Here is a 25,804-nt window from a genome sequence, read left to right as displayed (position 1 = left end):
AATTAAAAAAAGCTCCACGGAGAGCGAAGCCTACGCCTATTTTTTTTAGCATGGGCGCTTTGTACTTCAACCTGTGTTTTTGCTATTAACACACCCGTATGAGGATTGATTAAGGAGTATATGGTCTCCACCTGAACACGCGCTTTATAATTAAATTGCCCAGAAAGTTGTTGCTCCCAGCATTGAAGCCGTTGCTCTTGCTGATACAAACAGACATCACTGTAGGTGTTTAATTGCCATTTAAATTGTAAATCAAGATCGCAAAAACCCTGCTGTTCAGAGACAACGCAGACTTTTGGAGAAACGCTAAAAAAAGGGGTTTGTGCCACACTAAAACCACTAAAAAAAGTGGTAATAAAGACAACTAATATTAAATACTTCATATTAAAAAGTACGATCGAATCCTATAAATGCAGTCATTGAATAAGTACGTTCGAAGAGCGGACTGCCATCCATAGCCGAATAGTCGTAATATGCTACATGAAAACGAAGAGAGTCAGCCTTACTCAGAGGCCAACGGGCATCGATTTTAGCATAAGGTTGCCAACTACTACCAACGTCTATTTTGCCAAATTGAGTTTCACCCTCATTAAGTCCATAAAAATAGCTATTTAGTTCCGCAGATTTATAGTTTATTCCAAGTGTTGGCTTTATTTTGAGCTTTCCTATCACAGTATGATACTGCCACTGTAATGCTGCGCGTACACCTCGATAAACATCGGTTATATCATGCAGAGCCTGAACCGAAAAAACATGGTCTTCATTTACATAGTGATATGCAATACCCGCATCCAGTGCAATTAGCCGTTTATGTAAATTATCAATATCAACATAGCGAGAGGACGAGGCTTCATCTTGCATTACGAACTGATTGTTGAGAGCACTGCTTTGTAGTGTAAATACATTTTTAGGGTGCCAGTCTATAAAAAAGCGAGACTCAGAGTTGAGTTCACCAACTAGATTAAAGTGATGCTTAGGGGTTTGCAAAAATGAATAACCAAGACGGCCATTATCAAAAAACCATTGCTCTGCATAAAACGCAACTTGAGGAATAAGCACGAGCGGAATATTATCTCCACCATGCAAAGGGTTGGTTATAACTCCAGCCCCCACGCTTAAACTCAAATGCAGACGATCGGTTGTTATATCTTGCTCTGTATAATCGTCAGCATGCTTGCTTGCCTGTGTTGCTTGCACCGAAAGGCAAATAAACAAAGTGCTAAAACATAGAGCTGTTAATAATGAGAAGGCATACCGCATCAGCGTAAATCAAAGTATCAAAATAAGTGAGTTCCCCATACTAGCAAGGTCTTTTTAAACTAGCTCTAGCTGGTTACAATTATTCACAATTTGTATACGAAAATGTTAACTTTATGCTTTTCGGACTATTTATCTTTCAAGGTAGTTGTGTCTAAGGATTGTACTTTGAGTTGCTTGTGTAGTTTTTGACTAATAGTACTTTAAGATACTTTGAAAATGAGGCACAACGTAGCAAATGCAATTATTCAAATAAAAAATTACTAAGAGCTAACTCGCTACAGCTCTATTGGGTTTTACCTGCTTGTTTACCAAAACTGAAGTTGGATTAAATCGCCCTAAATTGAGCGGCTTTAACCCAAATAAATCAAAAACCTCTGGCACTTATTAAATATCAGGGGCTATTTCTATACGATTTCGTCCATGTGTTTTGGCAATGTATAAGGCTCTATCTGCACGTTCAACTAAAACAGAGCTATTAGTAAACGGGCGTAAAATTGCTAAACCAAAACTTGCTGAAATAGCACGCTTTGCAGTTACATCATGCTTTTTACGAATCGCCAATTTTGCAATAGCTAAACGAATACAATCTGCAAACGCTATTATATCGTTAATAGTGTCAAAATAGGCTGTTATGCAAAACTCTTCGCCGCCATATCTATATACATTTGCAGCTTCAGTTGTATTTTCTCTCACTTTTTTGGCAACCAATCTAAGTACTTCATCACCCTTTTGATGACCAAAGTCATCGTTAAAGCGCTTAAAGTGATCAATATCAAACATAATAAGAACGGCAAGAGAGTCTTCTTGCGCTTGTTCTGAGTATTCAAAGCAAAAATTTACAATATCTAGATCAAACTTACCTCGGTTATAAAAACCAGTGAGTGTGTCGGTATCGGCAGCTTCTTTTGAAATATTCAGTGCTTCTTTTAAATCTTTTATTTCATTGTAAGCAACGGCTAATTTAGTTTGAAATTCTCGAGCATAATCTTGCATCGCAATAGAATCATCAGTCAAACGTTCAACGCATCCCAGTATTTCATTGTAAGAGCTTACATCAACAAGCATATTCAACTCGTTTTGTGAGTCGACTAAACTTGTTGTAAAGCTTTTGGAGTGATCAAGCGTTGTACTTATGTCCTGCTGAACTTGTTCCATAGTTGTATGAAATTTTTCAGTTATTTCCTGAAAAAAAACGAGATCGTCTTGCGTTAAGTGTTTATCAAAAATCTCTTTTGCTTTGTCTTGTGAGCATGTTTGTTGCTCAGCAATAACATGGTCTAATTCAGCATTTAGTAAAGGGTTGCTTCCTTGGATGTAACAGTACCAAATTGCATAGTTGATAGGGGTTACCGGCATACGGTACTTTACCATCAAAGGAATCGCCTTTTTTAGGCATTGGGCAGAATGAGCAAGTGATACGGCGTGGTTCATAAATAAACTCTCAAGCGTCATTGTTTTTATTATTAGCGCTCAATGTTAAGTAATAGTAAACTTATACGCAACCTATATTCATACTATTTAACTAACTTGCTTATTCTCTGCGCGCATTAAATCGCTTTTGCATCTAAAGTTTGCGCAATATTCCACAAAGCACTGATTGCAGGGTCATTTAACTCTTTCCTTAATACTGCCAAACCAATATCAAACCCATCAGGCGCTTGCATTTTTGGTGTTAGTATTTGTACTTTATCTTGCAGCGGGCTGTTATCTAGCACTATTTTAGGGACCATTGCGACACCTAATCCTAAGCTCACCATAGATACCATTGCTTCGTGCCCAGCAACCTGTGCGTAAATTTTCCCGTGAATATTATTTTTGCGCCACCAGTGTTCTAACCTTTGGCGAGAAAAGCCTTGCTCTGGGACAATAAATTCCAAATCAGACCAATTAATATCATCACCATTTTGTGTTAGCTTTTGTGTGATCGGACATTGAATTTTTGGTCCAATTAATAAAAGCGGAGAGTGACCAATATCAACAAAAGCAATTTGCGCCGGTAATTTACTTGGCTTAGCTGCAATAGCCATTAATTCGTGTCCATCTAACACGCGGTTTATAGCAAGTGCAGGATCTCCTGTATTTAATGTTATTTCTATATACTGATGCTGCGCACGAAGTTGCTCTAATATTTGATGTAAAAAACTATAGGATGCAGTAACCGAGCAATAAATACTTACTTTTCCGTAAATATGTTGCTGTGGATCTTTTACATTCGCTTTAAAGCGCTGCCAATTAGCAAGCGTCGCTGTCGCGTAATCAATAAACGACTCACCTTCTCGCGTTAATTTAACACTGCGGTTATCACGTATAAATAATGCGACACCTACTTCCTCCTCTAAATGCTTTATATTGCGGCTTAAAGTCGGTGCACTTATATGGCAAAGCTCACTTGCACGCCCAAAGTGGAGTGTTTTAGCCAACGCTAAAAAGTAGTTTAAATGTTTATGATCCATACCTAATCCTGCATTTCATATTATGAAACACTTTAATTCAAATATATCATTTTACGCAAGCAACGATTTTACATATGGTGTTTGTAAGCGCAATAAACATTGCGCATCTAACAAACATGATTTTATAGGACACTAACAATGGCGAATTATTTCAATACCTTACCTTTACGCGAGCAATTAGCGCAATTAGCGCAATGTGAATTTATGGACGCAGGCGAATTTGCCGATGGCGTTGATGCACTTAAAGGTAAAAAGCTGGTTATTGTAGGTTGTGGCGCACAAGGCTTAAACCAAGGCTTAAATTTACGTGATTCTGGTTTAGATGTTTCTTATACATTGCGCGCATCAGCTATCTCTGAGCGTCGCCAATCATTTTTAAATGCATCTGAAAATGGTTTTACAGTAGGCACATACGAAGAATTAATTCCTACAGCTGACGTAGTACTTAACTTAACGCCAGATAAGCAACATACCGCTGTAGTAAGTGCAATTATGCCACTTATGAAAAAAGACTCTACTCTTGCTTACTCTCATGGCTTTAATATTGTTGAAGAAGGCATGCAAGTACGTGAAGACATTACTGTAATCATGGTTGCGCCTAAGTGTCCTGGTTCTGAAGTACGTGAAGAATACAAACGCGGTTTTGGTGTGCCAACTCTGATCGCGGTTCATCCAGAAAATGACCCTCAAGGTCTTGGTTTAGCGCAAGCTAAAGCGTATGCAGCTGGTACTGGCGGACATCGCGCAGGTGTACTTAAATCATCATTTATTGCTGAGGTTAAGTCTGACCTAATGGGCGAACAAACCATTTTATGTGGCATGCTACAAACCGGCTCTATTTTATGTTTTGATAAAATGATAGAAAAAGGCATTGATGCTGGTTACGCATCAAAACTAATTCAATACGGCTGGGAAGTAATTACCGAAGCACTTAAGTACGGCGGCGTTACTAACATGCTTGACCGCCTTTCAAACCCTGCAAAAGTAAAAGCGTTTGAACTAAGTGAAGAGCTAAAACTAATTATGCGCCCGCTTTATAATAAGCATCAAGATGACATCATCGACGGCACTTTCTCACGCACTATGATGGAAGACTGGAATAATGATGACGTCAACTTACTTAAATGGCGCGCAGAAACAGCAGAAACCAACTTTGAAAAGACCCCTGCTGGCGATGTAGAAATCTCAGAACAAGAATTTTTTGATAACGGTATTTTAATGGTAGCAATGGTTAAAGCAGGTGTTGAACTTGCATTTGAAACCATGACTGCAGCCGGTATTATTGAAGAGTCAGCTTACTACGAGTCATTACACGAAACGCCATTAATCGCCAATACTATTGCGCGTAAAAAGCTTTTCGAAATGAACCGTACTATTTCTGATACTGCAGAATATGGTTGTTACTTATATAACCATGCATGTTTACCACTATTAGCTGACTTTATGAAAAACGTTGATACCGACATTATTGGTAAAGGCCTTGGCGATCACAGTAACCAAGTTGATAACCAAACATTAATTCAAATCAATGCCGCACTGCGTGAACACCCTGTTGAAAAAGTAGGTGCTAAATTACGTGGCTACATGTCAGCAATGAAAAAAATTGTTTAACCCTAAACAATAAAAGTTTCGCTTGTTAGAAACCAAGCCCGTATGCTTTTTGCATGTGGGCTTTTTTATGTCTGTTAATAAAACTTTAACCAATCTGGTATATCTTTGCCTATTCTGCTTAGCCAATATTTAGTTCCAAATAAATAATGTGCTAATATGTTTTTCTATTTAGTTGTAAAATTAATTAATATCATGACGATACAAAATCTTTCGATCACTCAAAAAATCACAGCTTTAGGCAGTGTTATTGCTATATGCGTAGCCGCACTGATTGGTTTGACTTCCCTACACAGCTCAGAGGATATTATCGAGCGACGTATGATTGAGTCAGAGCTCCCTAGTAAACTGCAAACAATCAGTAATCACATAGGCGGTGAAATCAACGAGTTACTCGGTGCTGCTCAGCAACTATCATCAAACGAATTTATTTTACAATGGGCTCAATCAAACAACCAAGACGATACATTACTATTAAAAGAATTAAATCGCGTTGCCCAGCAATACGATTTAGCCACAGCATCTTGGGCAAATAGAGACACTGCACAGTACTGGAACCAGAATGGGTTTTTGCGTGTGTTAAAAAACGATGCAGCCGATGGCTGGTTCTTTGCTTTTAAGCAATCAAAACAACCTTACTCTATCAGTATTTATCAAGAGTCAGCCAATGATGTGAAAATGTTTGTAAATCATCAGCAAGCTAATGGGACTGGTTTAGCAGGTCTTGCAAAAAGCATCACTGATATGCAAAAGCTATTACAGCAATTTAAAATTGAGCAAACAGGCTTTGTATTCATTGCAGATAAAAGTGGATTGATTCAGCTTCATAAAGATGCAAGTAAAGTAGCTAAAGCAAACATTGATGATTTATATACTGCAAATATTCACAGCCAACTATTTAATAGTAATGGCTTTGCACTAGAAGAAATTAATTTAAATGGCGAACCGACACTTGTAGCTGCTATGCCTATTAAAAACACCGATTTATATGTTGTAGCCCAAGTGCCAAAAAGTGAAGTTTTCGCAAGCGTAAACACCCTGCAATGGCAAATATTTACTTTTACGGTAATTACAGCATTGGTTGCGAGTTTAATCAGTTATTTGCTTGCTCGCTCACTTTCATCTCCACTTTCTAAAATGGCTGAGTTATTTTCACGCTTAGGCTCTGGCGATGCAAATTTAGCATACCGCTTACCAGAATCGAGCCAACCAGAGCTTAACAATCTAAGTAACGGCTTTAACCAGTTTATAAATAAAATAGAAACAGCGATTACTCAAGTTGCGAGCGAAAGTCACGATATTAGAAAAAGCTCTGATCATGTATTTGAACAAGCAAAACGGAACTCCCAAGCAATAGACAACCAAAAAGAACAAACAATATCTGTCGCAGCAGCAATCAACGAAATGGGCGCTACAGTACAAGAAATAGCGCAAAGCGCAGCAAATACAGCTAAGTTAACCGATAACAGCCGCGAAAATACTATTCAAAGCCATAAACAAGTACTCCAAAGCCAAGCAACTATATCAGCCCTTGCCAGCGATATTGATGGCATAACAGAGCAAGTTACTTTGCTTTCTAAAAAAACGGTTGATATTGCAAGTATTGTTGACTCAATTAGAGGCATATCGGATCAAACTAATCTACTTGCTTTAAATGCTGCAATTGAATCTGCTCGCGCAGGTGAACACGGACGCGGCTTTGCTGTTGTTGCTGATGAAGTACGTGCACTGGCAAACCGTACATCGCAATCAACCACCGAAATTCAATCTATGATTGAAGAGCTTACAAAAATATCTGATGATGTAGTTAATGATATTAGCCAATCGAAAGATAAAGCTCAGCAAAGCGTTGGTGCAATGCAAAGCTCTGTTGAATTACTTGATACGATAACCGAAACAGCAAATCAAATAAACGATATGGCTACGCTTATAGCGACTGCAACTGAGCAGCAAAGTAATGTGGTTGCCGATGTAAGTCGTAATATTGAGCAAATTAGCGAAATTAGCGATAAAGCAATGAGCGAACAAATCAATACAGAGCAAGCGATTCGCGACTTAGCCAACAGTGCACAAACACTTGATGCGCTTGTAGCTACCTTTGAACAGCATCGCTAAGCAGCTCTGATATTACACGCCAGCTATGAGCATAAGCTATATTCGAAGATAGTTTTTGCTCATAACGAATATGCTTAATTTACACAAACTAAGTACTTTTGCTATCGCCAGTATTAAATGCTAAAACGTACGCTTCCTTTTTAGCTCTAGGGAGCTTTTTTAATTGATACTCAAGCTTACTTGCTTCACTTTTATTACCTACTTGTTGTTGATGGATAAGTAAAAGAGGCCCTTTTCCTCTAAGGTTTTTAGCCCCTTTACCAGCTTGATGAGTTGCAAAGCGTTTTTCAACATTAGTCGTGATCCCTGTGTACCAATGACCAAATCGTGTTTCAACTATATATAAAAACCAAGTAGACTCAGTTTTTAAAATATTCGTTTCAATATGCTGTAAACTTTTTTCATTATCAGTGGTCAAAACATTACCTTAACGCCCTTAACATAAAACAATTGCTTAAAAGGGTTTTACCTTCAGTGACTAATCGGTATCATGCAGATTATAAAAAATAAGGATCACAACTAACAATGCAGTCGTTAAAAACTTTTTCTCTTTGGCTTATCGTCGCTTTAACACTTAGCTCAGCAGCAGGTTGCTCTAGCTGGGTATACCGAATTAACATTCCACAAGGTAACTTTTTAGAGCAATCGGATGTTGAAAAACTTCGTGTAAATATGACCCGAGAGCAAGTTGTTTATGTATTAGGTAGACCTATTGCCGAGGACGCCTTTGATAACAATACTTGGCGCTATATTTACAGCTTTAATAAAGGCCGTAAAAACGAACAAAATAAAGAGTTAGTAATTAACTTTGAAAATGAAAAGTTAGTTTCAATCTCAGGTGATTATGACCAACCTGAAAACTTTACTACACCGCTAGAGCAATAAACGTCTCAGGTAGTAAAAAAGGTGAGCATGGCTCACCTTTTTTATTGGTTTACTTAAAAAGCTTTTACCATTTTAAAAGACGTTAGCGTGTGATTTAATCTGTTAAATTGTTCGAAGTTTATGCCGATTGGTATTACTTCTCGAGTGGGCGACCACCCGTTATTTTATTTGCACGCCCCTCTTCTTTTGCTTTTTCTGCACGTTTTCTGCGGGCATCTTTAGGATCTGCAATTAGTGGACGGTATATTTCTATACGGTCACCGTCTTTTAATTCATAGTTAGCTTTTACAGTTCGATTCCACACACCTAACGTTAGCGATGTGGCATCTATTTCTGGGCACTTTTCTATAATACCTGACTGAATAACAGCTTGCTCGACTGTAGTCCCTTGTGGCACTTCAATTGATAAACACGTGGCCGTGGTCGGTAATGCAAAGACCACTTCAACATTAATCATACTCGCGCTCCATAAACCTGTTTTGCACGTTGAGTAAATGCACTCACCATATTTTTTGCTACATCGTTAAAAATCTTTCCAAAGGCAAGCTCTATTAACTTACTTGAAAATTCAAACTCTAGGTGCAAATGAACCTTACATGCTTTGGCGTCAAGCTCTTGAAAATGCCAGCGCCCTTTTAAGGTCTTAAACGGACCATCAACAAGGCGCAGTAACACGGTTTGCTCATCAACAAAGGTGTTTTCGGTGGTAAACCACTTTTTTATACCCGCCTTAGATATTTCTAAACTCGCGGTCATGTTATTATCGTGCTGTGAAACAATTTTTGAGTCTGAGCAATTTGGTAAAAACTGTGAATAAGCTTCTACATCATTAACTAGATCAAACATCTCTTTAGTGCTGTACATAACCAGCGCACTTTTTTCTATTTGTGGCATACTCACTCCCAACTGTGTGGGCGAATTTTAGCAAGCTTTGCGCGTTTCCCCAAATTTTCATGCTGCTTAAATTAAAGCTAAATTTTTAAAAGCATTATTAAAAAAATCGATGTAAAACATCTCACATTACGTATATTATAGGGCACTATGGCTAAGAAAAATTCATCAAAATCGACAAGTAATACCATCGCGCTAAACAAAAAAGCGCGACATGAGTATTTTTTACACGATAAGTTTGAAGCGGGTGTTGAACTACAAGGCTGGGAAGTTAAAAGTATCCGAGCTGGTAAAGTAAATATCACAGAAACTTATATTCATCTTAAAAATGGCGAAGCATTTTTACTTGGCAGTCAAATTCAGCCACTTATAAGTGCATCGACCCATGTAATTTGCGACCCGCTACGTTATCGTAAATTGCTATTAAGCAGACGCGAACTTGACCGTTTATTCGGTGCAACAGAGCGCGATGGCTATTCTTTAATAGCTACAGCGATGTACTGGAAAAAATGCTGGGTAAAACTTGAGTTTCATTTGGCAAAAGGTAAGAAATTACACGACAAACGCGAAGACGGTAAAGATAAAGACTGGTCGCGTGAAAAAGAACGCTTAATGAAGCATAAAGCATAATTAAAAACGCCTAATTTATTAGGCGTTTTTAATTTCACCTATATAAAAGCTCAAATAATACCAATTCTCTTAATTAAATAATCTACTTTGAAATAAGAAAATCGTATCGATAACAAGACAAAACTTGTTATACCAATCTGCTTATATATGGGGTCTATTTAACGTTAAGAAAATTACGCTAGAACTAGGCAAAAATTTTTATATCTAGTTGTTCTAAATAAAAAATTTTTAACGACGTTATAGTGCAATTTAATTCGTTAAATTGATCAAAGATTTATGCAGGTTGGTATTACTTAGCCATTATCAGCAATTACTCCTGCATTACCCCACCTCCTGTATCTAGCAGTCGTAAATCAGAAAATTTCAATGCCTTTAGCATCAACTTTAACCCCTCAAATTGATTAAGTATTACTGCGAATTGGTATTACATAATTGAATAAATTAAAAGTATAAAAACAAACATAAGTTTTAATTTATAGAAATAAATTATTACAAATTATTTCTATCATTAGCTATTCCACACATGGCTTCATGTAGCTATATGACAATTATTAACCCTATGTCCTATTCACGCTTAGTTTCACCTAGAAAACAAAGTATAAATAAGGTCATAAAACCCACAAAAAAGCATTGAAACTAATACTTAAATCACAAATTAAGCCAATTGCTAACACTTAAGTTACATGATATTAATACCCGCGCTTGTTAAGCAAATAATTTTATAATATATCAACAAGGACTTAAGGATGAAGCAATCAACTGCATTTACACCAAGCATTATTGTGGGCGCAACACTCGCATTATCAGCAGGTTTTACAACAACAGCCTACGCAGCAGAAGAAGCTAAAAAAGTAGAGCGAATTCAGGTTACTGGTTCTCGTATTAAGCGAACTGATATTGAAGGGCCTTCTCCGGTACAATCAATCGGTAGAGCTGAAATCGAAAACATGGGTTACGATAATTTACAGCAACTTCTAGAAAGAATGCCTGTAGCAGGTAGCGGTACTTTCTCTACTCGTGGTAACAACCAAGATTCAACCGCTAACGGTTCAGCTGCAGTAAGCTTACGTGGCTTAGGAGCCGATGCAACACTGGTATTAATTAATGGTCGCCGTGTATCAATTAGTGCCTTTGCTGAAGGTATCACCAACTCATTTGTAGATATTAACAGTATTCCTGTTTCTGCTATTGAGCGTATCGACATACTAAAAGATGGCGCTTCAGCTATCTATGGCTCAGATGCAGTAGCGGGTGTAGTTAACGTTATCTTAAAGAAAGATATTGATGGTGTTGAGATTAACCTAGGCTATGGCGGTACGGATGGTCCAAATTATGAAGAAACAACAGCAAGCCTAGTTTGGGGTACAACAAGCGAAAAAAGTAGTGCATCTGTTATTATCGATTACTTTAAAAACACATCTCTTTCTTCTGATGAAATGGGCAGCCTTGGCACTGCAAACCAAGCACCTTATGGTGGTGAAGATTTCCGTTCATCTCGTGGTTTCCCAGGCTACTTTTATGTGGATGGCGTTAAAACAATCGACCCTGCCTGTCCTGCTGAAAATGCAACTTCAAGTGGTAGCTGTTTATTTGATTACGGCCCATATGGATATGTTGCCCCAGCATCTGAGCGTGTAGGCGCTATTTCACAATTTGAATACCGCTTTGATAACGGCATTACTGGCTTTTTAGAAATGGCTGTTCAGCATAACAGCTCTGTCGCTGCAGGTGCACCAACACCACTTGATGAAGATGCAGGCCTTACGGTACCCGCTAATCACCCAAACAATCCATTTGGTGAAGACATTCAAATTGGTCGTTACCGTACAGTAGATGCAGGCGCTCGCCAATGGGACATTGAGTCAGACACCTTACGCTTTGTTGCAGGGTTAAAAGGCGAAATAAACGATTGGAGCTGGGAGACAGCGGTACAAAAAGGTCGCAGTAAATCACTACAAACAGGCGATCGTACACAAGGCTGGGTACGCACCGATTTCTTACAACAAGAAATTGATGCCGGTAACTATAATCCATTCGGTGGCACATATAACGACCCAGCTGTAATTGACAGAATCACAACTAGCTTAGTGCGTCGCGGTGAGTCTCATATGACCTCTTTTGACGCTAACATTACAGGTGAAGCGTTTAGTTTTGGTGGCGAAGCTGTAATGATGGCCGCCGGTATTGAGTACCGTGAAGAAGATGTAAATGATATCCCTGATGATCAATTTCAACGTGGCTTAATATTTGGTACTGAATCAGTATCAGCTTCTGCTGATCGTGAACAATACGCTGCATATGTTGAGTTCTCAATCCCACTTGCTGAAAACCTCGAACTACAATTAGCCGGTCGTTACGATGATTATAGCGACTTTGGTACAACAACAAATCCAAAAATAGCTCTGCGCTGGGCACCGACTGATGAAGTAACGGTTCGTGGTTCTTGGGCGCAAGGCTTTAGAGCGCCTTCGTTAGCGCAAATAGGCTTAGGTCCATCACAAAAAAGCCAATTTTTTGTTGATACACAGCGCTGTGAACAAACAGGATTAGATTGCCAAGCACTTGATTACAACATTGAGTTCTCTGGTAACCCTGATTTACAAGCAGAAGAGTCAGAATCATGGAACGTGGGCGTTATCTGGGCACCAACAGCTGAGTTTGGTTTAAGTGTTGATGTATGGAGCATTACTCAAGATAATAAAATCGATGAAGAAGAATTTGGTCCTATTTATGCTGCAGAATGTGGTAACCAAAATAGTACCGTATGTGTTCGTTTAGCTCCTACAGGCGGAGCAAGCTTAGGCACAATACAAAAAATACACAGCACATTTAAAAATTTATCATCGCAAGAAGTGTCTGGTGTTGATGTTTCAGCAAACTATAACCACTCTCTTGATGACTTAGGTTTACTTAAATTTAATTTAGAGTGGGCATATCAAGATAAGTTTGAAAAAGATGGTCGTGATTACACGGGTGAATATGGCTACCCAGAGCATCGCTTTATTTTCTCAACCAACTGGGAAATTGGTGAGTTTAACACCAATGTAAATATCAGTTATGTAGGCGAATTTGAAGATACGCCTGATATCGACTTTGATGGCAATTTAGACTTTGATAGCAATACTTCACGTATGATTGACTCGCAAACGCTTGTTGATTTACAAACGTCGTACCGTATTACTGAATCAGCTAAAATATCTTTAGGTGTTAATAACTTATTTGATGAAGAGCCACCATTTGCAATTGGTGATGGCGATGGCGATTTATACGGTTATGCATCAGCTGTGCATAATCCTCGTGGCCGCTACTTGTACACTAAAGTAAGCTTTTCTTTCTAAATAAAAGACACAAAAAAACCGCCAATTGGCGGTTTTTTTATTTAAAACTAAGGGCTAAATTATAGCTCGCCTTCGTTTTCAGATAAGAACTTAGCAACGCCTTCAGGGCTTGCGTCCATACCTTTTTTACCTTCAGTCCAACCAGCAGGACATACTTCACCGTGTTCAGTGTGGAACGCTAGCGCGTCAACCATGCGAAGCATTTCGTCGATGTTACGACCTAGTGGTAAATCGTTCACTACTTGGTGACGTACATTGCCTTCTTCGTCGATTAAGAATGAACCACGAAATGCAACACCTGCTTCTGGATGCTCAACGTCATACGCTTTACAAATTTCGTGTTTAACATCTGCAACTAGTGCGTATTGAACTTTACCAATACCGCCGTCTGCAACAGCAGTGTTACGCCATGCGTTATGTGAGAATTGTGAATCGATAGAAACACCAATTACTTCTACGCCACGCTTTTGAAACTCTTCAAAACGCTTATCAAATGCAATAAGTTCAGAAGGACATACAAACGTGAAATCTAGTGGGTAAAAGAAGATAACTGCTTTTTTACCTTTAATTGTTTCATGAAGGTTATAGCTATCTACAATTTCACCGTTACCAAGAACAGCTGCAGCGGTAAAGTCTGGTGCCTGGCGGCCTACTAATACACCCATTTTATTCTCCAAATATTTTGAGTTTGTTTTCAATTGCTTTCGCAATGCTGGTACTTATATGGGCGCTAAAAATTAAAAACCAATAGCGAACACATATAATTAATTGGCATTCTAAAGTTATTCACTACAAAAGAACAATCGCATTTAACGATGTGAGCAATCGAAAATAACGAACACTTACAACTTGCACTAATCTGCTTGAATAATAGGTCTATTTTGAAGTGTAAATTGCGTTGTAATTAGATAGAACTTTTGACGTTACTGAAGAAAGCTTAATACATTAAATTGTTTAAAAATTCATATAATGCGGTATTAATTTTTACAGCTACAAAAAAACCTGCAAATGCAGGTTTCTCGTTTAAATTTAATCCATTATATCTGAGGGCATATCGCCTCGAATTTTTTGCCAAATCTCACCTGTTTGATGACCGTATTTACGCATCATCGAAATAGCACCATCGTGCTCTTTATTTTCTGCCAAGATTGTTAAATCTTTATAAAACTGACGAGCAAGTTCACGAGTTCCGGCATCAGAGAAGTAATGACAACCAATCTTTGAATAAAAGCCTCTAAAACCGTTGAGTATTAATACATAAATACGGTTATTACCCGCAACGGCTAATTCGTGATGAACTTTATAATCGTAGTCAGCAAATGCCTGCGCAGTGTCTTCTAGCTCATGACTTTGTGATAAAATTTCAATTACACGTTCAGGATTTAACTTAATTGCAGCACGTGTATAAATAGCACTGATATTAGTACGTGCAGATAAAAGCTGATCTGTCAGCTCTGGCATCTTGTCTTCATCTAAGCGCGCTAGTGTTTCAAGAATATTTAAGCCAGACGTCTCCCAAAAGTTATTTACTTTTGTTGGTTTACCATGCTGAATTGTTAACCAACCATCACGTGCTAAACGCTGTAATACTTCTCTCAAGGTCGTTCTTGTTACACCAATTAACTCTGAAAGTTCTCGCTCGGCAGGTAGAATTGAACCTGGAGGGAAATCGCCGTTCCAAATAGATTCAACTATATATTCTTCAGCAAATCCTGCTGGGCTTTTCGCTTTAAAAATTCTCATCCAGTTCCCACTCGAATTAATCAACACTCATCGTTTTACACGAATAACTGACTGATTGTACCAGACGAAGCATAACTAACAAGTAAAGTCAGATATATTAATAAGCAAATGAGTAGAAATTAAAGATTAATAAATAATAAAATTTAGGTTTTTCTAATATCGCTACAATGTATAAATATACAGAGCAATATTCATTGTAGGTACATTGTAATTATTGGTATTTTTATTTACACCATACTTAGCTGAATCAACTTAATACACATAAGTACATTAAAAAGGAACACCTATGCAACAGAGCGTTCTAACAGCAACTTTAAAGAAGTGATTAGGCAATGCACCAATGTTGTATAAGTAAGCGATATAACTTAGCTTATGTATCAATGGGAACTAAGTAGAGCGCCATGTAACCTCTGCTGAGGCTGTATTGAGTAGTCAATAATTTCATCTTATAAAAAGCGACTTCGGTAGCTTTTTTTTCCTTTTTGTTGCCGCATACATTATCCTAGGTCATAATCTAACATCTTATTTAAACGCGGAATTTTTATGAACTGGCTTGCGCAATTACCCACCCAACGTACCCCGTGGCTTTTATTTACAGCTATCGTTTTTTTACTTGAAGTGACCGCCCTTTTCTTTCAATACCAAATGGGATTGGCGCCTTGCATAATGTGCATATATCAACGTACCGCTGTACTGGGTTTATTAGGTGCAGGCATTGTAGGTTCGACTAAACCACAGAGCAAAGCAGTTCGTATATTAGCGTATGTAATTTGGGGTGTATCGAGTGTTTGGGGATACCTTATAGCTCGCGAGCATATTGATATGCAAACCACCACAGACCCTTTTGCATTTAGCTGTGAGTTTGAACCAAACTTCCCATCGTTTATGCCGTTACACGAATGGATACCTAGCTTTTTTCAGGCGACCGGGGATTGTGGAAATATAGATTGGCAGTTTATTGGTTTGAGCATGCCTGCTTGGATGGAAATTATATTTGCGCTATTCTCAATCACTTTGTTTGCTTTAGTGATTAGCCGCTTAATAACAAAAAAATCGATTTAATATGTTTACCTTTTTTTCAAGCCAATTAGATGATCTTAAACACTTAAAAGTGCGCAAGCGCCAGGACGTAATAGCACTTTCGTTAAGTATGTTATCGCCAACTGATAAAGTGTTACTACGTATTATTAAATTAATATTACTAAGTCCACTATTTTTAATATTCACGGTATTTAAAGGTTGGATATTAATCCCGTTTTTGATACTTGGTGGGCTTTGCTATCCGCTATTAACAACACCTATTGAAATTAACTTTGCTAAAAAGCACTTAAGCGATGCATTAAAACAATTTAATCAGGGCGCATAGCGCCCTGATTATTACTTAATAGCTTTAAAGTGAAATTTTCCCCTCTAATTTAGCTAATAGTTTTTTACCAATTCCTTTAACTTGCGATAAATCACTGACGCTTTTAAATTCACCGTTTTCTTCACGATAATCCACAATTGCCTGCGCTTTTTTCTTACCTATACCCGGTAGCTTAGCAAGCATATCTGCATCAGCATTATTTATACTAATTGTCTCAACTTGAGGCATTTGCTTGGTTACTTCCGATAGTTGTGCATATACGGTAGTTGCAGGTAGTAAGCATAATAAGCTTATGATGAGTAAATTTTTTAACGTTTTCATTAAACTTGCCCTTATTCTTCTTTTCTTAATTTTGAGTATTGCTCAGGAAATCAATAAATAAGGAACTGTAAAGTTCATCACTTAAAGTGTACCTAAGCGCATTATCACTATGATCCGAAATCCTGAAAATGCAGCTGGTACAACAAGTGATTGCTTAACTAAAGTAAAGTTACCGTTTTTTGTCAAATTTAAGACACCTAAAAATTAATACTTCGCGCTTGCAAATTTACGCCCAAACCATTACTGTACATAAAAACAGTAATCTAATGGTTTTTACAAACCACGGTGCCAAGCAATTTTGCAGGAGAAATCATGGCTGTTGTTGTTAAATATGTTGTAGAACGAAACGGAGTCGAGCGTATGACGTTTACTACCAAAAAAGAAGCTGATGCTTATGACAAGATGCTCGATATAGCAGAATCACTTGAGCTAATGCTAGAAAAGGTAGACGTACCGCTTAGTGAGCAACAAATTGAATCACTTGCTTTAGAAATAGCGAAAAGCAAAGATGACTTTATGACCATATTAAAGGGCGGCAAAGATCCAGTTGTTACCAAAGCGCCAGCAAAAAGTAAAAAGTCAGATAATGTTGCATCAATTGAAGATAGCAACGATAAAAAAGCAAGTTAATTCGTAGATTGCCCTTTCCTCGGACGGGACAAACTAAATAAAAAAGGGAGCAACTAAGTTGCTCCCTTTTTTATTATACCAATTCACTTAATTAAGTGATCTATTTTGAGGGTAAAAAAACGTGTTGATAGCTAGGCAAAAAATTCGATATTTAGTTGTTCTAAATGATAATTTTTTAACGCCAGTAGCGACACATTAGCCCCGCAAAATGATTAAGTATTATTGCGGATTGGTATTAATTACTACTCATTCAAAAATGAGTAGTAATTGCTATTTAAAGCTCTTTTTCTACTTCATCAAATAAAGCGGTAATGTTTTGCTCTGGCTCTTTTGTAGCTAAGCTAACAACAACAATTGCGATACTAGATAAAATAAAGCCAGGTACTATTTCGTACATAAAGCTACTTAAGCTTTCACCATTAATAGTAAACGGACCATAAACCCAAACAAGCACTGTAAACGCACCTACTAACATACCCGATAACGCACCGGCAAAATTCATACGTTTCCAGTAAAGGCTGAACAGTACCAATGGACCGAAAGCAGCACCAAAGCCTGCCCATGCATTACTTACTAGGTCTAAAATAGAGCTATCTCTGTCGTAAGCTAAGTAAATAGCAAACATAGCCACTACGGCAACGCTAATTCGACCAACAGTAACTAATTCAAAGTCGCTAGCATCTTTACGTAAAAATGTTTTATATAAATCTTCAGTCAATGAACTTGAGCTTACTAGCAATTGCGATGAGATAGTACTCATGATAGCAGCCAAAATTGCAGCGAGTAAAAAGCCAGCAATAAGTGGGTGGAACAATAACTCAGAAAGAATTAGGAAAATCGTTTCAGGATCTTCAACTACAATATTATTTTCATAAGTATAAGCAGCACCAAATATACCAGTACCAACAGCACCAAGGGCAGCAACAATCATCCATGTCATACCAATACGGCGAGCTTTAGGCATATCCTTAACACTACGTACCGACATAAAACGAACGATGATATGTGGTTGACCAAAATAACCTAAACCCCATGCCATTGCAGAAATAATACCCAATGCAGAGCCTGCTCCAATCCAGTTAAGCATATCTGGATTTACACTATGTAAAGTAGATTCTAGAGGTTGTTCAAGTAAAGAGTATGCAACAGTAGGCACTAGAATCAGTGCGATGAACATAATACAACCTTGCACGAAATCAGTTAAGCTAACCGCTAAAAAACCACCAAACAAAGTGTATAAAACAACGACACCCGTTGTAATGTATAAACCCACTTCATAACTTAAACCAAATGAGCTTTCAAACAATTTTCCGCCGGCTACAACACCAGATGACGTGTAAAGAGTAAAGAAGACTATAATCACAACAGCTGATACAACACGTAATAAGTTTGACTTATCATTGAAGCGATTTGAGAAGTAATCTGGGATTGTTATAGAGTCATTTGCTTTTTCAGTGTACACACGTAATCTAGGTGCAACTAACAGATAATTTAACCAAGCACCAATCACCAAACCAATTGCTATCCATGTACTACTAAAACCAGTAACAAACATCGCACCAGGTAGGCCCATTAAAATCCAGCCACTCATGTCAGATGCACCTGCAGATAGTGCAGCAACACTTGGTGATAGATTTCGTCCACCTAACATGTAACCTGATACATCGCCAGTAGATTGCTTATATGCATATAGTCCGATACCTAACATTACAACAAAATATAATGCTAGTGAAATAATCATTCCTGTTTCCAAATTAGCCTCCGCATAATTATTAATAACAGGCTCTTGATCCGAATATTGACTCTTAAAATATTATAATAAAGACACTATTAGGATAAAAACCATTCTCGCTGACTATATCATGCCTAACAATAAAATCTCCAACTTGTTGCTTCCAGCTGATACAAAAATACTCATGTTGAATAATTTTAAAGCGAATTGGTAAAATATAATGAATTAAATAGAAGAAACACCTTAATTTATAATGATAATTTATTAATCATGCAAATATACGTAATGCTATTTTGAATCTTTTGCCATATATTATTACAATACCCAATTACATCACTCTTACGGAACTGTTTATGTATTTTTACGCTGCACGTCAACCGATTTTAGATAGAGATAAAAAACTTATCGGTTATGAGCTTTTATTTCGTGATGGCGTTGATAACGTATTTCCCGATATAGATGGTGACGAAGCAACAACACGACTTATAGAGGGTAGTCAGTTTAATTTTGGTTTAGAAGATTTAACTGACAATAAACCTGCCTATATAAACTTCACCCTAGAAACACTATCAAAGGGTTACCCTACACTACTAGGTAAAGACACTATAGTTGTAGAAATACTTGAAACTATCCAGCCTGGTAAGCGTTTATTAGCTATCGTTAAAGATTTAAAAGATAAAGGTTACACTATTGCTCTTGATGACTATATTCATCAACCTGTATGGCGTCATTTTTACCCATTTATTGATATTATTAAAATAGACTTTTTAGCATCCGATATAGATACAATAAAAACGGTTCTAAACGATTTAAAACCGCACTCACATATTAAGTTACTTGCCGAAAAAGTAGAAACCTATGAAATTTACCAACAAGCTTTAGAGCTTGGGTTTGATTATTTCCAAGGATTTTTCTTCTCAAAACCTGAAATGGTACAAAGTAAGGCTCTACCACCTTCAGAAATGGCATTAGCTGAATTACTTTACGAAACATCAAGTGTTGATATGGATCTTAAGAAAATCACTGATGTGTTTGAACGTGATGTAAACCTATCTTATAAATTACTTAGGTATTCAAATTCTGCCGCATTTGCAAGACGCGCAGAAATAAGTACCATTAAGCAAGCTCTTATAGTGCTTGGCGCCAATGAAATTAAAAAGCTATTGTCACTACTGTTTGCAGCACAAGTATCAGCAGACAAACCTGTAGAGCTAATTAGGCTATCGCTTACGCGCGCTCGATTTGCTGAATTGCTCGCTATATCCCATGGGCAGTTTAAAGATACCGGCATGGCATTTTTAACCGGTATGATGTCGCTAATGGATGCTATTTTAGATGAGAGTATGGAAAGCGTAATGAAAAAGCTTCCACTTTCTAATGATATAAAAGCAGCGCTATTAAACGATGAAGGCTTGCTAGCAAAATATTTAAACTTAGTTAAATACTACGAACAAGCAAACTGGTCAGCTGCAAACGAGCTAACGAAAGAGCTAAATCTAGGTGAAAAAGTTCCCGATGCTTATCATGAAGCGCTAGCTTGGGTTAATGAACAAATGCAGTTAGTAGTGAACGAAAAATAAACTACCTGAACTCTGGTTAAGATATTTACTAATATATTAAATCATAATGATATTTAAATTTATTTTTCTCTAGCCAGAGATTTTCAGTGAAAACAAGGCGAACTTACGCGTCAATAGTTAGCCTATTGCAAGTAAATTCAACGTAGTTAGCGCTGAAAATAACTGCTCGAGATAGATTTATTATCCAGAGTTCAGGTTAAATATATAAACAGCAAATAAAAACGCCAGCATTTAGCTGGCGTTTTTATGAGTGGCTTTTCAATTATAAACTTTCTAAAAAGTCTTCATCAAAATCAGCTGGCTCTTCTTTTATTGGTGGGTTGCCATCGTACAGCTCATAAATCTGACGCTGGAAGTAAATATCTTTTACAAATAAGTACGGATCAAGTGAATCATTTAATAACCCTTCTTGTGGGATTAATGATGCACGCGCCTCAACTGCTTTTAAAACAAACACTAGAATAGTTTGTGGAGTCGTTAGCGCAACTTCAGGTAATACAAAGTTGTCGACTACATCACCGGTCAGGTTACGTGCTGTTGTAGGACCCATGCCAGGTAGCATTAAATAAGCACCATCACCCACGCCCCATACACCTAACGTTTGTCCAAAGTCTTCATCTACAATTTCAAGACCAAGTGAACTGGCTACATCAAAAATACCAAAAATACCAACCGTAGAGTTAACTAAAAAACGCGCTAAGCTCACACTTGCATTACCCGGTTTACCTTGCAAACCCGCATTAATTATATCGACAGGTGCTGTAATATTACCTGTAAAATTAACAATACCGTTTCTTACCGGTACAGGCGTTACTTCAACATAACCTACAGCAACTGGGCGCAATAAATAAGCATCCAGTACATCCATATTAAAGTCGTATAACGGACGATTAATACTTTGCAGCGGATCTCTGTCATCTACTTTGCTTTGTGGTACTTGAGCACACCCGGCTAGTATCAATAAACATAAAAAAGTAAAACTGTGTTTTAACATCTAACGTCCTTAAGGTATTAATGTATCAATTTGAAGTTGGTAGTCACTTACACTTTCACGCTTTAACGACTCTGAATGACCTTCTAGCTCACCAGAACTTGGCATAACCGAGTCATCTATAGAAATACGCGCCGAAATAATAATATTTTCTGCACTAGATAAGTTAAGCCCTGCAACCATTGCACTACTATCACTCAACTCAACTGTAATTGGAAATGAATAATTAGCGAGTTTAACAGCAGCTAATGGCATTGGCGAACCACTTGCTGCTTTTGCAAATATAAACAAGATACCGTCTTTTGGCTGTTTATCTATAAGCTCTTTTGCAATGTCGACTGTAACTGCAATAGCACCCGTTGTAGTAACTGGCATAACAGAGCCTTCCGTTTGCATTTGCTTCTCTATATCAGCGATACGCTCAGAGATCATGCTATAACGAGAATCATTTTTTTCCATACTCGCAAGTAAAACTTCAAATGCAGCTTTGGCTTGAGGCCAATCTTTACGTTCATAAGCAATGAGTGCTAATAACGAAATTGCATCTAAATTGGTAGGCTCAACTTTTAGTACTTTTGAGAGCATACCTGCCGCACGAGTCATATTAGCTTCGCTACCTTCTAGTAATAAAACTTGGCTATAACTAATAAGTACCTGCATATTATCAGGATTCATACGAAGTGCTTTATCAAATGACTGCTGCGCCATGTCAAATTCATTAAGCGACATAGCAACTCGTCCAAGTAGCATCCAAGCAACTTCATCATCACCTGAGCGGCTAAGCTTTGTACGAAGTGCCAATGCAAAAGCCTGCAGCTCATTTTGGCTAAGCGGCTCACCTTTTTGCATTACAGCACGCTCGCCGTAATCAGCTAAATTATCCATTGCATCATGCCAAGCCGAAATTTGCTGCTGACTACCCGTTAAACCATAAAAAACACCTGTTAGAGCAAGAACAAATGCGCCACCAGTTAAAGCAAAAATACGATTATTACCTTTGCTGTTTAGTGATTTTTCTGGTGATAACTCATTCAATAAACGGCGTTTTAATTCAATAATTGATTCTGCATGATTTACGGTATCAATACGCTGATTGTCTAAATCGGTTTGTAAATCAACTAAACGCTGCTCATAAATGTTAATTAACTCAGCATTGGCGTTATGAGTAATTGTTTGAACGCGCTCTTTTTTTAAAAAAGGCAACATCACAAACCCAAGAGCAACCAGTGTGAGTAAAGCAAAACACGCCCACATTAAAATCATTTAACTTTGCTCCTGACGTTTATTTTGTTCAATTAGCTTAGCTAACAACATTTCGTCGTCACTGCTCCACGTTTGTTTTACTGATGCTTTTCGCTGGCGAATAACAATAAAACCAAAGCCGACTATGACAATTAATACAGGTAATACCCAAAGTACTAAAGTCGCTGGTGTAACTGGTGGGTCGTAATGAACAAAATAGCCAAAGCGGTCAATCATGTAATCAATCACTTCGTCTTTGCTCTTACCTTCTTTAACCAATACGAGTACTTTATCGCGCAAGTCTTTAGCAACCACAGCGTCAGAGTCCGCAATGTTTTGATTTTGACACTTAGGACAGCGCAGCTCTTTAGTTAGCTCTTCAAACAATATTGCTTGTTTGTTGTTATCAAATTGATAGCGATCTTGCTCTGCAAACGCACAGATGCTTACAAAAAGGCTAAGCGTAAGTAGTAACCATTTCATTATTTAAGCTCCTGCATAATTGGCGCAAATTTAGCACGCCATACTCGCGGGTTTATATCGCCCGTGTGATGCAATAAAATAGTGCCGTTTTTATCGACTAAAAATGTTTCAGGCGCACCTGAAACACCTAAATCCAACGACAAAGTACGATGTAAATCTAAGATATTAAATTGATATGGGTCACCCGCACGTTGCAGCATATCGCTCACTTCACTGCGAAGTGATTGCATATCAAAAGGGCCATCAAAGTCAGCATCGTAACCTTGTACGTAATAAAGCCCAATAATTTTAACGCCTTGCTCACGTAACTTAGTTAAATAACCAAGTTCAACTAAACATGTTGGGCACCAAGTACCCCATACATTTAGTAAGTAAACTTCGCCTTTTAAAGACTCGTTGGTCCACGGCTTAATATCTTGCATTAAATCAGGTAGATTAAATGCTGGCATTTCTTGACCTAACCGACCCGTTTGAATTTCACGAGGATTAGCAAAAAGGCCTTGGTATAAAAATACACATACAAAAGCAAATACTAAAAGCGGCGCAATAGCTAAAATTTTACGGTTCATAAAACATTCTCCGATGCAGCTCTACGCGCTGTTTTAGCTGATGTGCGGTAGCGTTTATCAAATAAAATCATAAATCCAGCTAGGGAAATAAGCACACCACCAATCCACATCCAACGAACAAACGGTTTATGATAAATGCGAAGTGACCATGCACCTTGGCTCAACTGCTCACCTAACGCTAAGTATAAATCACGTGTAAAGCCTGCATCTATGGCCGCCTCGGTCATAAACTGCATACCAATATCATACTTACGTTTTTCGGCATGTAAGCGTGTTACTAGCTCATTGTTTTTAAGCACCGATACAACACCCGCATGACCACTGTAGTTCGGCCCGCGAATAGTTTTAACACCATCAAAACGGTATTCATACTCGTTAAGCTGAACTGTATCGCCTTGCTTCATCGATACGTCACGCTCAACTGAATACGCCGATGTAAGCGTTACACCTGCAATAACAAACGAAATACCAATATGCCCAAGCACCATAGCCCAGTAACTTACACCTAAGCGTTTTAAACCTTCTTTTAAGGTGCCATGCACTGCGGCTTTAGTGTAAATGTCGATCCCAGTTGATATTGCAATCCAAACCGCAAGCGTAGTGGCCAGTAGCGTAAGTGGTTTTACTAAATCGTAACTTGAAAACAACCAAGCACAGGTAATCACTACACTGGCTAATACGCCCATTAATATTTTGTTTTGTAAGAAAGCCCATTTATTTTGCTTCCAGCGTAAAAATGGTCCTATACCCATCAAAATAGCAAATGGTACTAAAATTATTGCAAACATCTTATTAAAAAATGGTTCGCCAATAGAAATACTGCCCAAGCCCATTTCTTTATGAACCATAGGTAATAACGTACCCAGCAATACGATTAATGTAGCAACTACTAAAAATATATTATTGAGCCATAACGCCACTTCGCGTGATACAAACTTGTATCGGCCTTCACTATGTACTTGCGATACACGCAGTGCATATAACGCTAAGCCACCACCTACAACGATGCCTAAAAAGGCGAGTATAAATAAGCCTCTATCAGGGTCTGTTGCAAAAGCATGCACCGATACAATAATACCCGAGCGCACAATAAAGGTGCCTAACAAGCTTAATGAAAATGCTGCGATAGCAAGTAGTACGGTCCACGATTTAAATACACCACGTTTTTCGGTTACGCTTAATGAGTGTAGTAATGCTGTAGCTACAAGCCATGGCATTAATGATGCGTTTTCGACTGGATCCCAAAACCACCAGCCGCCCCAGCCAAGCTCTGAATATGCCCACCAGCTACCAATTGTGATTCCTAGAGTTAAAAAGCCCCATGCAGTCATTGTCCACGGACGTGACCACTTAGCCCATGTGTTATCAAGCTTACCGGTTAACAACGCAGCAATAGCAAAAGAGAAAGCAACTGATAGCCCTACATAACCCATGTACAGTAATGGCGGGTGAATAATCATGCCCGGATCTTGAAGTAACGGATTTAAATCACGCCCTTCAACAGGGAAATAAGGGAGTAGGCGCTCAAACGGGCTTGAAAGTAGTAAGGTGTACATCATAAAACCTACACCTAAAAAACCAAGTACGCCCAATACGCGAGCACGTAGCACCCAAGGTAATGATTTAGAACGCGCAGCGACAACGGCAGTCCAACCAGCTTGCATTACTAACCACAGTAAAATAGCGCCTTCATGGCCGCCCCATGTAGAGGTGATTTTGTAATACCAAGGCAGTGTACTACTTGAATGATATGCCACATATGATACGGTAAAATCATCCGTTACACTGGCGTAAATAAGTGCTGCAAAAGAGATTAAAACAAAAGCGAATTGCCCAATTGCTAAAGAGGGAGCTGCACGCATTAATCGAAGATTACCGGTATGCGCGCCCCAAAGAGGAAAAATACACAGTAAAACGCTTAGCACCATGGCAAGCGTTAAAGAAAAATAACCAATTTCTGGGATCAT

The 25,804-nt window shown here is 38.1% G+C and carries 25 protein-coding genes; 9 read left to right on the top strand and 16 right to left on the bottom strand.

Annotated features, from left to right (window positions below; genetic code table 11):
* Positions 1–2: 2 nt before the first annotated feature.
* The 4 genes from I6F48_RS02485 to ilvY form a co-directional block, all read right to left on the bottom strand.
* On the bottom strand, positions 3–383 hold the full coding sequence (locus tag I6F48_RS02485; RefSeq protein ID WP_007584132.1) for a DUF3019 domain-containing protein: 381 nt from the start codon (positions 381–383) through the stop codon (positions 3–5).
* Position 384: 1 nt separating this feature from the next.
* On the bottom strand, positions 385–1,197 hold the full coding sequence (locus tag I6F48_RS02480) for a MipA/OmpV family protein (RefSeq protein ID WP_197118710.1): 813 nt from the start codon (positions 1,195–1,197) through the stop codon (positions 385–387).
* A 447-nt stretch (positions 1,198–1,644) separates the two neighbouring features.
* Complete coding sequence (locus tag I6F48_RS02475; RefSeq protein ID WP_197118709.1) at positions 1,645–2,691, bottom strand: GGDEF domain-containing protein; 1,047 nt, start codon at positions 2,689–2,691, stop codon at positions 1,645–1,647.
* A gap of 116 nt (positions 2,692–2,807) precedes the next feature.
* Entirely contained in the window at positions 2,808–3,713 is a 906-nt protein-coding gene (gene ilvY / locus I6F48_RS02470) for an HTH-type transcriptional activator IlvY (RefSeq protein WP_197118708.1), read from the bottom strand.
* Between the two features lie 138 nt (positions 3,714–3,851).
* Between ilvY and ilvC the strand changes: the two genes are divergently transcribed.
* Together ilvC and I6F48_RS02460 are read left to right on the top strand one after the other, a co-directional pair.
* On the top strand, positions 3,852–5,324 hold the full coding sequence (gene ilvC, locus I6F48_RS02465) for a ketol-acid reductoisomerase (RefSeq protein WP_197118707.1): 1,473 nt from the start codon (positions 3,852–3,854) through the stop codon (positions 5,322–5,324).
* Between the two features lie 192 nt (positions 5,325–5,516).
* On the top strand, positions 5,517–7,436 hold the full coding sequence (locus I6F48_RS02460; RefSeq protein ID WP_197118732.1) for a methyl-accepting chemotaxis protein: 1,920 nt from the start codon (positions 5,517–5,519) through the stop codon (positions 7,434–7,436).
* Positions 7,437–7,524: 88 nt separating this feature from the next.
* Here I6F48_RS02460 and I6F48_RS02455 read toward each other — a convergent pair whose 3' ends face one another.
* Positions 7,525–7,854 (bottom strand): GIY-YIG nuclease family protein, encoded by a 330-nt coding sequence (locus I6F48_RS02455; protein ID WP_165728714.1) that lies wholly within the window; start codon positions 7,852–7,854, stop codon positions 7,525–7,527.
* A gap of 107 nt (positions 7,855–7,961) precedes the next feature.
* Between I6F48_RS02455 and I6F48_RS02450 the strand changes: the two genes are divergently transcribed.
* Positions 7,962–8,321: an outer membrane protein assembly factor BamE gene (locus I6F48_RS02450; RefSeq protein WP_004335706.1), complete on the top strand. Its 360-nt coding sequence runs from the start codon at positions 7,962–7,964 to the stop codon at positions 8,319–8,321.
* Positions 8,322–8,454: 133 nt separating this feature from the next.
* Here I6F48_RS02450 and I6F48_RS02445 read toward each other — a convergent pair whose 3' ends face one another.
* Together I6F48_RS02445 and I6F48_RS02440 are read right to left on the bottom strand one after the other, a co-directional pair.
* On the bottom strand, positions 8,455–8,778 hold the full coding sequence (locus tag I6F48_RS02445; RefSeq protein ID WP_007584122.1) for an RnfH family protein: 324 nt from the start codon (positions 8,776–8,778) through the stop codon (positions 8,455–8,457).
* Positions 8,775–9,215, bottom strand: coding sequence for a type II toxin-antitoxin system RatA family toxin (locus I6F48_RS02440; protein WP_007584120.1), 441 nt, complete (start codon positions 9,213–9,215; stop codon positions 8,775–8,777). Before I6F48_RS02440 ends, I6F48_RS02445 begins: the two co-directional genes overlap by 4 nt.
* A 147-nt stretch (positions 9,216–9,362) precedes the next feature.
* Here I6F48_RS02440 and smpB point away from each other — a divergent pair, with 147 nt between their 5' ends.
* On the top strand, positions 9,363–9,842 hold the full coding sequence (gene smpB, locus I6F48_RS02435; protein WP_010553883.1) for an SsrA-binding protein SmpB: 480 nt from the start codon (positions 9,363–9,365) through the stop codon (positions 9,840–9,842).
* A gap of 746 nt (positions 9,843–10,588) precedes the next feature.
* Complete coding sequence (locus tag I6F48_RS02430) at positions 10,589–13,180, top strand: TonB-dependent receptor (RefSeq protein WP_024608153.1); 2,592 nt, start codon at positions 10,589–10,591, stop codon at positions 13,178–13,180.
* Positions 13,181–13,239: 59 nt separating this feature from the next.
* Here the strand turns inward: I6F48_RS02430 and I6F48_RS02425 are convergent, their stop codons facing one another.
* Positions 13,240–13,845, bottom strand: coding sequence for a peroxiredoxin (locus tag I6F48_RS02425; protein ID WP_007378637.1), 606 nt, complete (start codon positions 13,843–13,845; stop codon positions 13,240–13,242).
* 364 nt (positions 13,846–14,209) lie between these two features.
* A complete protein-coding gene (gene fadR, locus I6F48_RS02420; RefSeq protein ID WP_004335692.1) occupies positions 14,210–14,923 on the bottom strand; it encodes a fatty acid metabolism transcriptional regulator FadR in 714 nt (237 codons plus the stop codon).
* A gap of 543 nt (positions 14,924–15,466) precedes the next feature.
* Here fadR and dsbB point away from each other — a divergent pair.
* Together dsbB and I6F48_RS02410 are read left to right on the top strand one after the other, a co-directional pair.
* Positions 15,467–15,985, top strand: a complete 519-nt coding sequence (gene dsbB / locus I6F48_RS02415; protein ID WP_165728713.1) for a disulfide bond formation protein DsbB — start codon at positions 15,467–15,469, stop codon at positions 15,983–15,985.
* A 1-nt stretch (position 15,986) separates the two neighbouring features.
* Positions 15,987–16,289: a DUF6170 family protein gene (locus tag I6F48_RS02410; RefSeq protein ID WP_165728712.1), complete on the top strand. Its 303-nt coding sequence runs from the start codon at positions 15,987–15,989 to the stop codon at positions 16,287–16,289.
* Positions 16,290–16,313: 24 nt separating this feature from the next.
* Here the strand turns inward: I6F48_RS02410 and I6F48_RS02405 are convergent, their stop codons facing one another.
* Positions 16,314–16,610, bottom strand: coding sequence for a ComEA family DNA-binding protein (locus I6F48_RS02405; RefSeq protein WP_165728711.1), 297 nt, complete (start codon positions 16,608–16,610; stop codon positions 16,314–16,316).
* Between the two features lie 312 nt (positions 16,611–16,922).
* Between I6F48_RS02405 and I6F48_RS02400 the strand changes: the two genes are divergently transcribed.
* Positions 16,923–17,240 carry a YebG family protein gene (locus I6F48_RS02400; RefSeq protein WP_165728710.1) on the top strand — a complete coding sequence of 106 codons (318 nt, stop codon included), beginning with the start codon at positions 16,923–16,925 and terminating at the stop codon, positions 17,238–17,240.
* Positions 17,241–17,514: 274 nt separating this feature from the next.
* Here I6F48_RS02400 and putP read toward each other — a convergent pair whose 3' ends face one another.
* On the bottom strand, positions 17,515–18,993 hold the full coding sequence (putP, locus tag I6F48_RS02395) for a sodium/proline symporter PutP (protein WP_165728709.1): 1,479 nt from the start codon (positions 18,991–18,993) through the stop codon (positions 17,515–17,517).
* A 332-nt stretch (positions 18,994–19,325) separates the two neighbouring features.
* On the opposite strand from putP, the gene I6F48_RS02390 reads away from it, so the two are divergent.
* Positions 19,326–20,552, top strand: a complete 1,227-nt coding sequence (locus I6F48_RS02390; RefSeq protein ID WP_007584100.1) for an EAL and HDOD domain-containing protein — start codon at positions 19,326–19,328, stop codon at positions 20,550–20,552.
* A 262-nt stretch (positions 20,553–20,814) separates the two neighbouring features.
* Here the strand turns inward: I6F48_RS02390 and I6F48_RS02385 are convergent, their stop codons facing one another.
* Genes I6F48_RS02385 through I6F48_RS02365 form a run of 5 tightly spaced genes read right to left on the bottom strand, consistent with a single transcriptional unit; the run spans position 20,815 to position 25,804 of the window.
* On the bottom strand, positions 20,815–21,546 hold the full coding sequence (locus tag I6F48_RS02385) for an MlaA family lipoprotein (protein ID WP_197118706.1): 732 nt from the start codon (positions 21,544–21,546) through the stop codon (positions 20,815–20,817).
* Between the two features lie 9 nt (positions 21,547–21,555).
* Positions 21,556–22,806, bottom strand: coding sequence for a c-type cytochrome biogenesis protein CcmI (ccmI, locus tag I6F48_RS02380; RefSeq protein ID WP_197118705.1), 1,251 nt, complete (start codon positions 22,804–22,806; stop codon positions 21,556–21,558).
* Positions 22,807–23,268: a cytochrome c-type biogenesis protein gene (locus I6F48_RS02375; RefSeq protein ID WP_165739534.1), complete on the bottom strand. Its 462-nt coding sequence runs from the start codon at positions 23,266–23,268 to the stop codon at positions 22,807–22,809.
* The gene (locus I6F48_RS02370; protein ID WP_165728706.1) at positions 23,268–23,837 is read right to left on the bottom strand and encodes a redoxin family protein; all 570 of its coding nucleotides are present in this window, start codon (positions 23,835–23,837) and stop codon (positions 23,268–23,270) included. Before I6F48_RS02370 ends, I6F48_RS02375 begins: the two co-directional genes overlap by 1 nt.
* Positions 23,834–25,804, bottom strand: coding sequence for a heme lyase CcmF/NrfE family subunit (locus I6F48_RS02365; protein WP_024592754.1), 1,971 nt, complete (start codon positions 25,802–25,804; stop codon positions 23,834–23,836). The genes I6F48_RS02370 and I6F48_RS02365 overlap by 4 nt, the downstream gene beginning before the upstream one ends.

Source organism: Pseudoalteromonas sp. SWYJ118 (genome assembly GCF_015864505.1).
GTDB classification, from domain to species: Bacteria; Pseudomonadota; Gammaproteobacteria; order Enterobacterales; family Alteromonadaceae; genus Pseudoalteromonas; species Pseudoalteromonas arctica.
The sequence above is the reverse complement of the archived record's forward strand: the minus strand, read 5'-3'. Positions and strand labels throughout refer to the sequence as shown.